The sequence below is a fragment of the Thiorhodovibrio frisius genome (assembly GCF_033954835.1).
GTDB classification, from domain to species: domain Bacteria; phylum Pseudomonadota; class Gammaproteobacteria; order Chromatiales; family Chromatiaceae; genus Thiorhodovibrio; species Thiorhodovibrio frisius.
The window spans coordinates 327,119-340,843 of sequence record NZ_CP121471.1 but is presented as its reverse complement, the minus strand read 5'-3'; the positions used below and the strand labels follow the sequence as shown (position 1 = coordinate 340,843).

The 13,725-nt window shown below is 60.9% G+C and carries 12 protein-coding genes and 1 pseudogene; 4 read left to right on the top strand and 9 right to left on the bottom strand.

Annotated elements, in window-relative coordinates; all coding sequences use genetic code 11:
• Positions 1-504: 504 nt before the first annotated feature.
• The gene (locus Thiofri_RS01845; RefSeq protein WP_009150114.1) at positions 505-714 is read right to left on the bottom strand and encodes a hypothetical protein; all 210 of its coding nucleotides are present in this window, start codon (positions 712-714) and stop codon (positions 505-507) included.
• Positions 715-716: 2 nt separating this feature from the next.
• Complete coding sequence (locus tag Thiofri_RS01840; RefSeq protein ID WP_040857299.1) at positions 717-941, bottom strand: hypothetical protein; 225 nt, start codon at positions 939-941, stop codon at positions 717-719.
• A 41-nt stretch (positions 942-982) separates the two neighbouring features.
• On the opposite strand from Thiofri_RS01840, the pseudogene Thiofri_RS01835 reads away from it, so the two are divergent.
• Positions 983-1,075, top strand: a pseudogene (locus tag Thiofri_RS01835) (hypothetical protein); the annotation flags it as partial.
• Between the two features lie 62 nt (positions 1,076-1,137).
• Complete coding sequence (locus Thiofri_RS01830) at positions 1,138-1,437, top strand: hypothetical protein (RefSeq protein WP_040857301.1); 300 nt, start codon at positions 1,138-1,140, stop codon at positions 1,435-1,437.
• Between the two features lie 595 nt (positions 1,438-2,032).
• Here the strand turns inward: Thiofri_RS01830 and Thiofri_RS01825 are convergent.
• The 7 genes from Thiofri_RS01825 to Thiofri_RS01795 form a co-directional block, all read right to left on the bottom strand.
• Positions 2,033-4,462 (bottom strand): sucrose synthase, encoded by a 2,430-nt coding sequence (locus tag Thiofri_RS01825; protein WP_009150115.1) that lies wholly within the window; start codon positions 4,460-4,462, stop codon positions 2,033-2,035.
• Complete coding sequence (locus tag Thiofri_RS01820) at positions 4,459-5,409, bottom strand: PfkB family carbohydrate kinase (RefSeq protein ID WP_009150116.1); 951 nt, start codon at positions 5,407-5,409, stop codon at positions 4,459-4,461. Before Thiofri_RS01820 ends, Thiofri_RS01825 begins: the two co-directional genes overlap by 4 nt.
• Before the next feature lie 110 nt (positions 5,410-5,519).
• Positions 5,520-6,362 carry an SAM-dependent methyltransferase gene (locus tag Thiofri_RS01815; protein ID WP_009150117.1) on the bottom strand — a complete coding sequence of 281 codons (843 nt, stop codon included), beginning with the start codon at positions 6,360-6,362 and terminating at the stop codon, positions 5,520-5,522.
• Entirely contained in the window at positions 6,359-7,189 is an 831-nt protein-coding gene (locus Thiofri_RS01810; RefSeq protein ID WP_009150118.1) for a glycine/sarcosine N-methyltransferase, read from the bottom strand. The genes Thiofri_RS01815 and Thiofri_RS01810 overlap by 4 nt, the downstream gene beginning before the upstream one ends.
• A gap of 794 nt (positions 7,190-7,983) precedes the next feature.
• Positions 7,984-8,772, bottom strand: coding sequence for a GTP cyclohydrolase FolE2 (gene folE2 / locus Thiofri_RS01805; RefSeq protein ID WP_051023935.1), 789 nt, complete (start codon positions 8,770-8,772; stop codon positions 7,984-7,986).
• Positions 8,773-9,072: 300 nt separating this feature from the next.
• On the bottom strand, positions 9,073-9,966 hold the full coding sequence (locus Thiofri_RS01800; RefSeq protein ID WP_009150121.1) for a polyprenyl synthetase family protein: 894 nt from the start codon (positions 9,964-9,966) through the stop codon (positions 9,073-9,075).
• Positions 9,967-10,052: 86 nt separating this feature from the next.
• Positions 10,053-10,265 carry an exodeoxyribonuclease VII small subunit gene (locus Thiofri_RS01795; RefSeq protein WP_051024015.1) on the bottom strand — a complete coding sequence of 71 codons (213 nt, stop codon included), beginning with the start codon at positions 10,263-10,265 and terminating at the stop codon, positions 10,053-10,055.
• A 353-nt stretch (positions 10,266-10,618) separates the two neighbouring features.
• Here Thiofri_RS01795 and parE point away from each other — a divergent pair, with 353 nt between their 5' ends.
• Together parE and Thiofri_RS01785 are read left to right on the top strand one after the other, a co-directional pair.
• Complete coding sequence (parE, locus tag Thiofri_RS01790; RefSeq protein WP_009150123.1) at positions 10,619-12,508, top strand: DNA topoisomerase IV subunit B; 1,890 nt, start codon at positions 10,619-10,621, stop codon at positions 12,506-12,508.
• 34 nt (positions 12,509-12,542) lie between these two features.
• Positions 12,543-13,664 carry an FIST signal transduction protein gene (locus Thiofri_RS01785; protein ID WP_009150124.1) on the top strand — a complete coding sequence of 374 codons (1,122 nt, stop codon included), beginning with the start codon at positions 12,543-12,545 and terminating at the stop codon, positions 13,662-13,664.
• Positions 13,665-13,725 lie beyond the last annotated feature (61 nt).

Here is a 13,725-nt window from a genome sequence, read left to right as displayed (position 1 = left end):
CTTGTTGTGTCAAGTTAAATCCAGATCCTTGGAATCGGACTGGAAGCCGTGAAATTGGATTCTGTTACCCAGTGGGTGAGGGGCGACCTAATTCCCACGAGAGGCGGTTAACCACCGCGCTCTGTAGCGAACCTGCGTGCATATTTCCGCAAGGGTATGTATGAAGCCAGGTGTAGCGAGTGTGCAGGCCGCGTGACTGAGTCCCGAAAAGATAGTTGTTGTGGTCCATGAGGATAACCGCGCGCAAGCACGCGAAAGCCGACGGTTTCAAGGCACCGGAAGGCTGTGGTCTTTGGCGCGTTAAGGTGAGCGGCGAAGACACCACCGGGATCGCCGAGCGGGGCATGTAGACACAAGTATGCAAGATTGTAAGCGGCGTCACCTCGCCGATACTAACCTGCGCATAAGGGTGAAGTCGAGGAAGCCGAGAAAGCGACGGTCGCGGGTGTCCCGATGCGTCAGCCACCGACCCGCTGGCAGCGGACGGCGCTCTGAAGGGATCACTCAGAACGGATCATCGTTGAAGGAAGGCCAAAGCGGTAACGGCAGCTGACGCGCATCGGCGAGTTGGTTCTGATAGCGCTGCTCACGGGCCTCGGCGATGGCGAGGCCATGGACGTCATAGATTCCTTCGCAGAGCATCTCCATCCATTCAACGACCGCCATGGCCTGCTGGGGCCACCAGTCAGAGGGAATCATCGGGGGTGGATACATCCTCACCTCCTGACTGCGAACTCGGCTTCGACCAAGGCGTAAGCGCCAGCATTCACGCGGTCGCCGCGCCGGTGCACTGGTAAGGCGCTGACTTCAACTCCAGCCAGGCTGCCTTTGCCCAAGCCCTCGCCGCCGTATCCGGCAGCAACGCGCAACTGTTCGATGATAGCTTTGTCGACTTTGCCGCCCGCGACGACCAGCCTGAGCTTGATTTCATCGGCGTGCATGGCATCTGGAGCTGGATCAGCGATGCGATGACTGGCACCCGATGCACTTCGCCACCCTGGCCGACTGGCTCAAAGACGCCAAGCTCAGCAACGTCTGCTCTGCGCATGCACTCGACGCCATCGACCCAATCAACCGCAGCAGCGAACAGCAGACGCTGCTCAATGCCATCCCCGACCCACTGTTCTGTCAGTCAATGTGCCCCCGCTCACCTTGGCACGCGGTAGCAGCGACGTGCAGTACCTCGCCAGCCCGGTCACCGGCGGCGGCGTCAACCGCTTCGAGCAACTGTTCCTGCTCGCCCAGCGCCAAGGCCACAAAACACGCTCGGACTGGGCGCGCATTACCTGGCAGGTGCGACAAAGCCAGGGCCAGCGCCAGCTCAAAGACGGCCGGCCGATGGAATCGGCCGAGGACAACCTCGCGGAGCTGACGCGCGAGGCCGAGACCTTTGCTGAGAAGAGGCTGGCGATATTGCAGGCGTTGGGGATGGTGTGAACGTCGTGGGATGGCCAATGACATCCTCTGGCAAGCCCGGCCGGTCTTCATCGCCGTGGCGGTGGTGGTGGTGAATCTGCATACCCGCGCTCGAGCTAGGCGGCATCGCCCCACACCAGCGCATGATGGCGCGGGCTCCCCGTCGAGATCGGCGGGTTCTGCGTGTGCTGCGCGCGGCGAGCCAATGGCCATCGGGTTTATGAACTTGGGACCTAGGACAGACTCTACCATCCCGCTCTGGCAGAGTGTCCGGTCAGGACGCATATTCTCACCGGCGACGAGCCGCTGTAGCCGGGGCACCGCAGCGAGCAAGTGCCTTGCCTACTTGATGCGCAGGACCAGTGGATGCTAGGGGAAGGCTGTCGGACATGTGTTTTTGTAACCACCGAACCCATTGTGCTAATAGCATCCAGTGGTTTTTTATGCCAGTATAAGCCACAGATGATAACAATGATTGGGTTGCGGTGCTGATCATTGAAAGCGATGCCGAGCTTGGAATTGTGCCTCACCGCGAACCTGGATAGGTCCGCACCTGCGCGCAAGTGACCACTTGCGACTTTTCGTCAAAGCAGTGGAATGCCGATGCTATTGCCGGTCAACCCTGAATTGCTTTTGCTAGTGGGCGTAATTTCAGGGTGTAGAACATCTCGAGGTAGCGGGAGGTCTCGGCGCGTTCAAGGTCGGTGACGTATTTCCAGAAACCGTAGACTCTGGAGAGTGTCATCATGCGCTCGGCGTAGCGGCGCCAGGTGTAGCGCTCCTGTACGCGCGCCATGGCGGCAGTGGAGAAGGTTTGCCAGTGGGCGGGATTCTGGCTGCAAGCGTCGAAGAACTCGAGGATGAGGGCTGCGGCCTGGTCGCCATGGTTAGGGTCGATGTGAAAGCCAGAGAGGCCGTGCTCGATGATCTCGGATGGGCCGCCATAGCAGGTGGCGAAGGTGGGTAGGCCGCAGCTCATGGCCTCGACCACCGTGAGTCCGAATGCCTCGAACAGGGCCGGCTGCACGAAGGCGCCTTGGTGATCAGCGATGCAACGGTAGAATTCGCCGGCAAGGAATTTGTCGAGATGCACCCCGAGCCAGCGCACCTGTCCGTCCAGGCCGTGGGTGTTCATCAAATAGTGGATGTAGTCAATTTGCTCGCGTTCTTCGTCGTCGCCCGAGGCATTGCCATCGACATGGCCGGCGACAACGACCAGATTGACCCGGTTGCGCAGTTCAGGGGCGCGGGCGTACCAGTCGACCAGACCGCCAATATTTTTGATGCGGTCCAGGCGTGCCATGGAAAATAGCAGGGGTTTGTCGCGGTCCTGCAATTGGCCGCGAGATTGGCCCGGCACTGGCTCGCCGAAAATAAGCTGCTCGATTTCCCCATGCAGATGCGCAAGTCGGCGCTCGGTCTCGGTGAAGGGAAAATAGATCTCCTCGTCGGCACCGGGCGAGACGATGTTGAACTTGGGATCATAAACATCGACGCCAGCCACCACGCGGTAGAGGCCAGGCATGGTGAAATTCATGTAGCTTTCGTATTGGCCCAGGCTTTCGTCGGTGCCGGCAATCTCCTGATAGGTGCTGGTGATGATGAAATCCGCTGTGTTCATTGCAATCAGATCAGCGGTGAACTGGCAGGAGAAATGGTAGCGATCTTCGTTATCGCGCCAATAAAGATCGGAGAACAGGTACTTGGTTTTCTCCAACGCATGGGCGATGTTGCACTGGCTGACCCCGAGCCGGCGCGACATCAGGGAGGCGACCAGATTGCCGTCGGAGTAGTTGCCAATGATCAGGTCCGGGCGGTCGCCGAGCTCGGCCAGCAGCTCAGTTTCGGCATCCAGCGCGAAGCGCTCCAGGTAGGGCCAGATGTGGAAGCGTGAGATCCAGTGCGGCAGGATATCGCCGTTTTCGTTCCGGAAGGGCACGCGCAAAATGCGCGCGTTCTGGGTTCCGGCAATGGGCTCGATGCGCTGATCCGAGGTGGTGCCTTCGGATTCAGGGATGAGCCGGGTGATGACGATGACTTCCGGATCGATATCGATGCCCTGCTCGGCGAGGCGCGCGCGCATTTCGCGCTCAAGCGCGCGCACCTGATCAAGGATGTAGACCACCTGCCCGCCGGTGTCGGGGCGGCCGAGCACATTGGACTGCCCGAACCAACCGTGCGGTGAGAGGATAGCGATGGAGAAGATCATCGGGATGCGCCCGAGGAATTCCTCGATCGTCTGGGGAGAGGGCGCTTCGAGAATATCCAGTAGTAACCCCATGGTGTTGCGCACCCGCGCGGCATCACAGCCCCAGCCGGGCTCAAATCCCAGCGGGCGCAGGTCTGGTGCCAGCTCTTCGTAGGGGGTGCTGGCGGCGCGCCGCCGCAACGGCAGCAGGGCCTGGCGTAGCGCATTGCGCAGTCCGGCCACATCGGTGATGGTGTCATTGAGCATGAGCACCTGACCGCGATGACTGTGCATGCGCAGAAAGTTGAGCAATCGGCGATCACCCTTGCCGAGTTCCTCGAACAAGCGGCTGGATAGGCGCCGGTTCAGAAACTCAACCCCGCGCCCGATGGAGCCCTCCTCGCGCAGCTTGAATTGGTCGCGATAGAAGGGCGACATGTCGATTTCCAGCCCCCAGGGATCTTCGGGTCCGCCGGTGGCGGTGCGCTCCTTGAACGCCAGGTACTCGGCCACGCTGACCGGCTGGGCGTCCATGGTCTCGATATGCAGGCGCACAAACTCCCAGCGTGCGACGCGTCGGCGCAGGGCGAGATAGATCCATGACGGCGTCAGGGTGACTTCCTGGCATTGCTCGAGCGCGCGGGCCAGCACCGTGGGGCCCAGCTCGGGGTCGTCCCGGCACAGGTGCGCGAGCGCGTCAGCAACATCGCTGTGCAGCAGGAAAGGCCGTTGCAGGCCGATTAGCCAGTGAAAAACGCGATGGGTTAGATTGCGTTGTTCGCGCACAAAGGCGATGAGCTCTGGGACCAGCGAGCCGGTGGATTGCTCCTGACGTTGTTCGAGAAAGATCTCGCTCATGGCTGGCTCCACTGCTCGCTGAAGGCTCGATAGAAAGCAGGATCGCGGCTGGTGGCACCGCGCTGGCCGACGATGGCGCTGGCAAAGGTCTGGGCGCGTTCGAGCGTCTGTTGTAGCGGCCAGTCGTGCAACAGGCCAAGGATGAGCACCGAGGCGAAGCCATCGCCGGCACCAACGGCATCAACAAAGCGCTCCACTCGGGGTGGGCCGAGCCGCAAGTACTCGCCGTTAGCACTCACTGCCAGCGCTCCCTCGGCACCGAGCGTGATAAAGGTGGCGGTGAGGCCTTTGCTGGCAATCAGAGCCTGGGCGCGCGCTTCGAGCGAATGGCCCGGCGGAGCCAGAATCGCCAACTCATCGGCGTTGAGCTTGATGTAGGTGGCACCTTCGATCAGGGACGAGACCTGCTCGGGCGTCCACCAGGGCGCGCGCAGGTTGACATCGACAAAGACCGCCAGCTCTCCGCTGTCGCGCAACTGCTGCAAAGCCGCTGCGGAGACCCGATGACGGGCGGCCAGAGTGCCGTGATACAGCAGGGTGCCGGGCGCCGCCTTGGGCAGGAGCGCTGAGTCGATGAAGTCGTAGGCCCGCTCGGCGACAATGTCGTAGCTCGGCTCGCCCCGTTGCAGGCTGACCTCGACGGTGCCGGTTGGGTGGGTAGCGTCCTGCTGCACCAGTGACGAGTCCATGTCCTGCTCAGCCATGGCTTGGAGAATGCGCGTGCCGAGTGGGTCGCGGCCGACACGACTGATCAAGCGCGGCAGCCGCCCCTGAGGTTGTTGCGGCCCTTGATCTGGTGTTTGGGCAAACGCGTGCAGATGCCAGGCGACATTGAAGGGCGCGCCTCCTAGCACCTCGGTCACCTGCCCGCTAGCCTCCTCGGTAAAGCGGTCGAACAGGACCTCGCCGAAGACGAGCGGTCGCTGTAAGGAATCGAGTGCCATCATGCATCTGCCTGCGCTGGTGTTGCCCTGACCCGGTGGACGGGACCTGCGATGGAAACGGAGCGCCGGTGAGCGCGGGAGTCAGTGCCGGCTCGCCGTCAGTCGACTGGCAGTTAACCGGCTGGCTTGCGGAAATGCAAGATACCCCAGTCAAGATAACCGTTGCGACCGGCTTCGACCCAATGTCCCAAGCCGGTGATCATGCGCTCGATATAGGCATCGGAGACCTTGCCGGCAAGGTCATCGCGGCTGGATTCAAGCACCTCGCGTACCCGGCCGTAGTGGCTGATCAGATGCTCGACCATGGGCTCGACGCCGACCTCTTGCAAGCCATTGGCGGCGGCGGTTTCGCGATAAAAGCCGATGGAGCCGAGGCTGGCAAGATGGATGCGATCCAGCACCGGCTGCAGCACGCCTTCGGGGCAGTCGTCGGCCTGCATCGGGTCGGTGAAGATCAAATCGCCACCGGCACGCAGCACGCGTGCCGCCTCGGCGATGACCTGCGCGCGCCGGCCGCTGTGCAGGATGGCATCTTGCGACCAAACCAGATCGAAGCTGCCGTCAGGTGCCGGGACTTCCTCGAAGCTGCCGTCAATGACCGTGATCAGTTGATCGAGCCCGCGCTCGCGGTTCATCTCCCGGTCGCGCTCGTTCTCGGTCTCGCTCAAATTCAGTGCTGTGACCTGGCAGCCAAAGGTCTCGGCGAGATAGCGCGCGGCACCGCCATAGCCGGCGCCCATGTCGAGCACGCGGGACTCGGGTCCGAGCCCGGCCACCTTAGCCGCCATGCGCTCGACCGTGCGGTGGCTGGCATCGCGAATGGCCTCGCCCGGGTGCTGATAGAGGCCGATGTGGATGTCCTCACCGCCCCAAACATGAAAATAGAACTGATCGGCATCCTCGCTGTTGTAATAATTCCTTGCCGTTTCAACAACCTCTGTGTAGCCTAAGCTCATTCTTCTTCTCCTCCTTCCAGGTATCGTTTTTCTGCCACATGGATAAAGAAATCCGGCTCGGCGTCGCGGTAGGTTTCCTGGAAGTCGCCATAGGTGGTGACGTGCTGAAAGCCAACCTCGCGCAACAAGCGGCGGACGTATTTCTTGCGCAGCGGAAACATGTTCAGGTGAAAGACTTCATCATCCGGAAATTCGTAGCGGAAACGCGCCAGGGACTCGTCAACATGCTCGGGCGTGGCGCGGACATTGTCTCCGCAATAGTAAAAGTTGTGTGTGGGCTCGACTTTATGATCGAGCAGGGCATCGTAGTTACGCTGATCGATAATCAGGATGCCGTCGTGCTTCAGGGTGGCGTAGAACTCGGCCAAGGCTTTACGCCTGTCGTTGTCGTCGTGTAGGTGAGTAAAGGAGTTGCCCAGGCAGATCACGGCGTCGTAATAGTCATGAATGTCGCGGTTTAGCCAGCGCCAGTCGGCTTGGGCGGTGCGCAGCAAATAGTCGCGCTTGCGCGCATTCTCGAACGCCTTGGCCAGCATGGTCGGGCTGCCATCCGCGCTGGTCACCTCGAAGCCGGCGCGCAGCAGACGCACAGAATGGAAGCCAGTCCCGGTGGCGACGTCCAGCACTTTTTTTACCCCATGCTCGCGCAGGGCGCTGATGAAGAAATCCCCCTCCGCCTCGGCGCGACCGTCCCAGTCGATGAGCTGATCCCAGCGTTCGACAAAAGGGTGGATATATTCGGATTTGTAATGATTCGTATCGCGAACCTCTAGCGGGTCCGATCCGTAGTTCTGTTGTGTGGACTTTTCTTGACTTTGAAGATTCATCGCGGTTCCTCGAGCGGATGCGGGGCGACCCGCAACGCGGGCGCCGTGTGGGCGACGAGCGCGAAGGCACGCCAGCGAGTTTTCGTGGAGCTGGCCTGAGGCCAGTGATTTGCAGTACTTGTGTGCAAATGGCTTGCAGTACTGGCTTTTAGTAACGGCTTGCGGTTAAGGCGCGAGCCGGGCCAGCCAATTTGAACCCCGCTGTATGTGCGGGGCAGCGCGTCGCCTTTCGCGTCACCCTTACGCAGACACCAGGCCACCAAGCGGGCCGATCCGATGAATGCACTTCGATTAGATGAACAACAATAGGACGCGACTAGCGATGACCGCCTGATGGTGGCGGCCGGATGAGATGGCAATGCAGCAAACGAGCCGCTAAGGTGGCACTCGTGACGTGCGATTGCCGAAAAGCAGCCTAAATGATCAGGCTGAAGCGCGCATTATAACGGAAACTGGCGTCGAATTCACCCAAGGCTTCTCAACCCTTTCCGGAGAAGGCTTTTTTATTCAATTGAATCAATAGGGTATGCAAACCCAAAAAAACCATTTTCCGCAAAAAAGTGCCATGTAAAGGCGCTTTTGTTGGGGATTGCGGAGAATGGACCACGCCAACTTCGGTGGAATTCACGGTAAACGCGGAGTCGCGATTGGCTGCGGATGAGGGAGGTCGGCTTAGGATACCTGCGCGTGGATTGAGCCAGACGTCTAGCCGGCCTGTTCTGTTCGGGTGCTGAGTGTTCGAGAGGAGGGGCCTTAAGCGGATTGATAGTGGGAGCGTTCCTGCATTGCCAGGTTCAGCCGGCGGCTTCGGCGTCCTTGTCGCGTTCGATCATGGCGTAAGCTGAGTGATTGTGGATGGACTCGAAATTCTCAGATTCCACCACATAGGCGGCGATGCGCTCATCCTGGTTCAACAGCCCGGCGATGTCGCGCACGGTGTCCTCAACAAACTTGGGATTATCATAAGCGTGCTCTGTGACGAATTTCTCATCGGCGCGTTTGAGCAACCCGAATAGCTCGCACGAGGCCTGGGATTCGACCAGGTCGATCAACTCCTCCAGCCACAAAAATCCCCGCGTGCGCACGGTCACTGTCACATGCGAGCGCTGATTGTGGGCGCCGTAGGCCGAGATTTGTTTAGAGCAGGGGCATAGGCTGGTCACGGGCACTACCACCCGGATCGACAAGCTTGGCTGCCCCTGTTTGACCTCGCCAATAAAGGTGACATCGTAATCCAGCAGGCTGGCCACTCCGGTCACAGGCGCGAGTTTGTTAATGAAAAAGGGGAAGCGCATTTCGATGTGACCGGCTTCGGACTCAAGCCGCTCGGCCATCTCCCTGAGCATGTCCTTGAAGGTGCGGACGCTGATTTCTGGTTGGTGGTTGTTCAAGATGGCCACGAAGCGCGACATGTGCGTGCCCTTGAAGTCATGCGGCAGATGCACGTACATATTGAAGGTGGCAACAGTGTGTTGCTCTAAGCCGCTACGATCCTGAATGCGCACCGGATGGCGAATGTCCTTGATGCCAACGCGGTCGATGGCAATTCGCCGGCTATCGGCGCTAGCCTGGACGTCGGCCATCGTCTGTCGCGAAGGGGTGTTCTGCGATGCGGCTTGTGGCGAGGGTGCCGCTGCTGCTGCGGCAGTACTCCGCAGGGTCGATTCCATTGAATGAAAACCTCTTAATCGACGATTAAATCGCCGAGGGTGACGGATGCAACTGCCCAAGCCCCCTGCGACTGTCATGAAATGGTTATATATTGGCGCCGGTGTGAAAGGGAAGGTGGTCGGAGAAGACTCGGGCAGAAAGCGGCGCTGCGGCTGTGATGCCTGGCTAGCCTCGCTGCCTGGCTTGGATTCCCGGTGGGACCGTCGGGCAAGTTAATGATCGCGGGCGATGATGTAGTCCGCAATCCAACGCAGCGGATCGGCACCGCTGTCGAAGCCGCTGAGACAGCGATGCGCTTCCTCGATCAGGCGAGCGGCTTCTTTGTGCGCGGCGTCGATACCAAGCAGCGACGGATAGGTGGCTTTGTGGTGCGCCGCGTCCTGACCGCTCTGCTTGCCGAGCACCTCGGTCTGGCCCTCCACGTCGAGCAGATCGTCCTGGATCTGAAATGCCAGCCCAATGCAGCGGGCGTAACCATCGAGCGCGCTGGCTTGCTCGCCGGTTGTCTCTGGCTTGACCAGGGCGGCCATGTTGACGCTCGCCTGGATGAGTGCGCCCGTCTTGTGCAGATGAATGTTCTCGAGGGCAGCGCGGTCGAGTGCCTGGCCCTCGCTGGCCAGATCCAGTGCCTGGCCGGCGACCATGCCGCGCGAGCCTGCGGCACGGGCGAGCACTTCGATCATGCGGATGCGGGCGTCGACGGTGTTGGCAGAATCCGTGGCCAGCCACTGAAATGCGAGGGTCTGTAAAGCATCGCCGGCGAGAATGGCGGTTGCCTCGTCGAACGCCTTATGGCAAGTGGGTTGTCCACGGCGCAGATCGTCATCATCCATGGCGGGCAGATCATCGTGGATGAGCGAATAGGTATGGATGAGTTCGAGCGCACAGGCTGCTGCGTCGATCTGCTCACGGGTTACACCGACTGCGCTGGCCGCTGCGTAGGCGAGCGTTGGGCGCAGCCGCTTGCCGCCGCCAAGCGCGCCATGGCGCATGGCTTGATGCAGACGCGCGGGCTCTTGGTCGACGCTTGGCAGGCGCATCTCGAAGGCGCGTTCAACCCGGGCTTGGCAGATCTTGAGATATTGTTTCAGCGGCTTGTTGGCCATTGTCGGAATGTCTTGGTCTCTGTCGTGGTTTGCGGTCGCCGCCTGTGTGTCTTTGTTCCCTCAACCCCCAGCACCTCAGGGCCGGATCATCGGGGCTCAAAGGGTATCGGCTTGGCCGAGGATTCGGATGCAGCCTCGTTTGACGTATCGGTCAGAATACGCACGCGCTGCTCGGCGGTGTCGAGCGCCTGTTGGCAACTGCGGCTGAGATGCACGCCGCGCTCGAAGGTGGCAAGGGATTCCTCAAGCGAGAGATCGCCCTGCTCAAGGCGGTCCACCAGCGCTTCAAGCTCCGCCAGGGATTGTTCGAAGCGGGCCGGATCCGCGTTAGCCTCGCCCGTGCTTGCGTCTTGGCTGCTCGGTGCGCTGGTATCAGGGCTCCTAATAGAGCTCTGGTCAGGGCTCTGGTCAGGCGGCGCATCGGCGTCGATTGAGGACGCAGCAGGCGCTTCGGTCTGGGTGGCGGCAGTGGATGTTTTCTCAGTTTTGGCCAAACGTTGTGGTCTTCCGCTGGATTGTTATTTTGACTTTTAAGCGCACTACGGTAGCTTACAGCGGTTTTGCGGTCAATCGATTCGGGCGGTGGTATCTGGCAGCCAGCCAGCGCCAGGTGCCTGACCCGACCCTGGATTGAATCTAAGGAGTTTCAGCAGTGACCAACGGCGGCTATGACGCCTCAGCCATCGAGGTTTTGAGTGGCCTCGACCCGGTGCGCAAACGACCGGGGATGTACACAGATACAGCAGGCCCAAATCATCTTGTTCAGGAGGTTGTTGACAACAGTGTCGACGAGGCGATTGCCGGACATGCGCGCCGCATCGCGGTGGAGCTGTTCGCCGATGGCTCGGTTCAGGTCGACGACGATGGGCGTGGGATGCCGGTCGACCAGCATCCGCAGATGAAACTGCCCGGCATTGAGGTGATTCTGACCAAGCTGCACGCCGGCGGGAAGTTCTCCTCCGGCAGCTATCGCTTCAGCGGTGGTCTGCATGGTGTGGGTGTGTCCGTGGTCAATGCGCTCTCAAGGCGGCTCGATGCCTGGGTCAAGCGCGATGGTAAGGAGTACCACATCGCCTTCGAGCAGGGCGAGAAGGTCTCGGAGTTGACCGAGACGGGGCCCGTCAAGCCCCGGGATACCGGCACCCGACTGCGGTTTTCTCCCGAGGCGCGGTATTTCGACACCACCAAAATTAGCGTGCGCTCCTTGAAGCATTTGCTCCGGGCCAAGGCGGTGCTCTGCCCAGGGCTCGAGGTGTCCTTTGCTGACGAGGCCAGTGGCGAGCAGGAGACCTGGTGCTATCAGGATGGTCTGTTGGACTATCTCAGCCAGGCGCTCGGTGACTCGCCCATGCTGCCCGATGCGCCCTTTTTCGGTGAGATGGAAAGCGCCGCTGAATCGGCCAGCTGGGCGCTGGCCTGGCTGCCGGAGCAGGGTGATTTGATCACCGAGAGCTATGTGAACCTGATCCCGACCGTGCAGGGTGGTACGCATGTGAATGGCTTGCGCACCGGTTTGACCGAAGCCTTGCGCGAGTTCTGCGAGTTCCGCAATCTGCTGCCGCGCGGGGTGCGCCTGGCACCCGAGGATGTCTGGGGACGGGTCAGCTACATCTTATCGGTCAAGCTGCTCAATCCGCAGTTCTCCGGGCAGACCAAAGAACGGCTGTCTTCGCGCGAATCAGCAGCTTTCGTCTCTGGCGTGGTCAAGGACTCTTTCAGCCTGTGGCTCAACCAGCATGTCGCCGATGCCGAGCGCATCGCCGAACTGGTGATTACTGCCGCCCAGACGCGCCTGCGCGCCGGGCGCAAGGTGGCACGAAAAAAGGTCACCCAGGGGCCGGCCCTACCCGGCAAGTTGGCTGACTGCACCTCCACCGACCCGACCCGCAGTGAGCTGTTTTTGGTGGAGGGCGACTCGGCTGGCGGCTCCGCCAAGCAGGCGCGAGATCGGGAATTTCAGGCCATCATGCCGCTGCGTGGCAAAATCCTGAACACTTGGGAGGTGGACCCGGCCGATGTGCTGGCCTCCCAGGAGGTGCATGATATTGCCGTGGCAGTTGGGGTTGATCCGGGCAGTGAGGATCTCTCGCGCCTGCGCTTTGGCAAGATCTGCATTTTGGCCGATGCGGACTCCGATGGCGCGCATATCGCCACCTTGTTGTGCGCTCTTTTTCTCAAGCATTTTCCCAGCCTGGTGACCGGTGGTCATGTTTATGTGGCGATGCCGCCGCTGTATCGTATCGATATCGGCAAGCAGGTGTTTTATGCCCTGGACAACAGCGAAAAACAGGGGGTGCTTGATCGTATCGCCGCCGAGAAGCTCAAGGGCAAGATCAGCGTGCAGCGCTTTAAGGGCCTGGGCGAGATGAATCCGCGCCAGTTGCGCGAGACCACCATCGACCCGGATACCCGGCGCCTGGTGCAGCTCACGGTTGAAGACCCGGAACAGGGCGAGCATCTGATGGACATGCTGCTTGCAAAAAAACGCGCCGCTGACCGTCGCGCCTGGTTGCAACAAAAGGGCGATCTGGCCGAGATCTGAGCAGGCGCCCGGCCCACCGCAAAAGGAGAGCCCGATGACCCCATTCCGCCATACCCATGTCAGCGGCGAGGACTGGCGCCAGATCCTCGCCCAAGCCGCAGCCGAGTTGCGCGGGGCCACAGGCAATCTTGGTTTTGTCTATGTGACCGAGCCGCTCAGCCCGAACCTTGATGAGGTTCTAGACGCCCTGCGCCTGGCCACCAAGGTTGAGCACTGGTGCGGGGCCGTCGCCGGTGGCATCTGCGCGACCGGGGTTGAGTCCTACGAGCGCCCGGCGCTGGCCGCTATGGTGGCCGATCTGCCGACGGATGCATTTCGCGTGTTTCCACCGATTGTGAGCGACCTTAAGGCTTTTGATGCCGAACAGAAGTCTTGGCTGGGTAATCAGCTGCCCTACACCGCGCTGGTGCATGCAGATCCCGGCAACGGACAGACGAAGGCACTGATCGAGCAACTGGCCGCGCGCACGGCAACCGGCTTTCTGGTGGGGGGGCTCTCTAGCGCCACGGCCGGCAAGGAAACGCGTCTGATTGCCGATGAACCCTGCGGTGGCGGGCTCTCTGGTGTTCTACTGAGTGATGCCGTGGCAGTTCAGACCGGACTGAGCCAGGGCTGCACGCCCATTGGGCCGCAGCGGCGCATCACCGAAGCGCAGCGCAATGTGATTGTGCAGCTTGACGGTCGCCCGGCCTTGGATGTGTTCCGTGAAGACATTGGCGCCGAGCTGGCGCGCGATCTCAATCAGGTGGGCGGATTGATTTTCGCCGGGCTGCCGATTCGCGGCAGCGACACCGGCGATTATCTGGTGCGCAATCTGATCGGCATTGACACCAACAAGCGCCTGCTGGCCATCGCCGAACTGGTTGAGCATGGGCAGGACCTCATGTTCTGCCGCCGCGATCTCGACAGCGCTCGTGAGGACATGGTGCGCATGCTGCGACATCTGAAAGGGCGCCTGAAACAACCCCCGAGCGGCGGGATTTACGTCTCCTGTCTGGGGCGCGGTGCCAGTCTGTTTGGCGAGGACGCCGAGGAGCTGAAGTTGATTCAGGAGCACCTCGGCGAGGTGCCGCTGGTGGGCTTTTTCGCCAATGGGGAAATTTTTCAGGATCGGATGTACGGATACACCGGGGTCTTGACGCTATTCACTGGCTGAGGGCGCGACGCCTTTACTGTGAATCACACGGATTCATTACCCTGGGTGGTCGGGACCATGA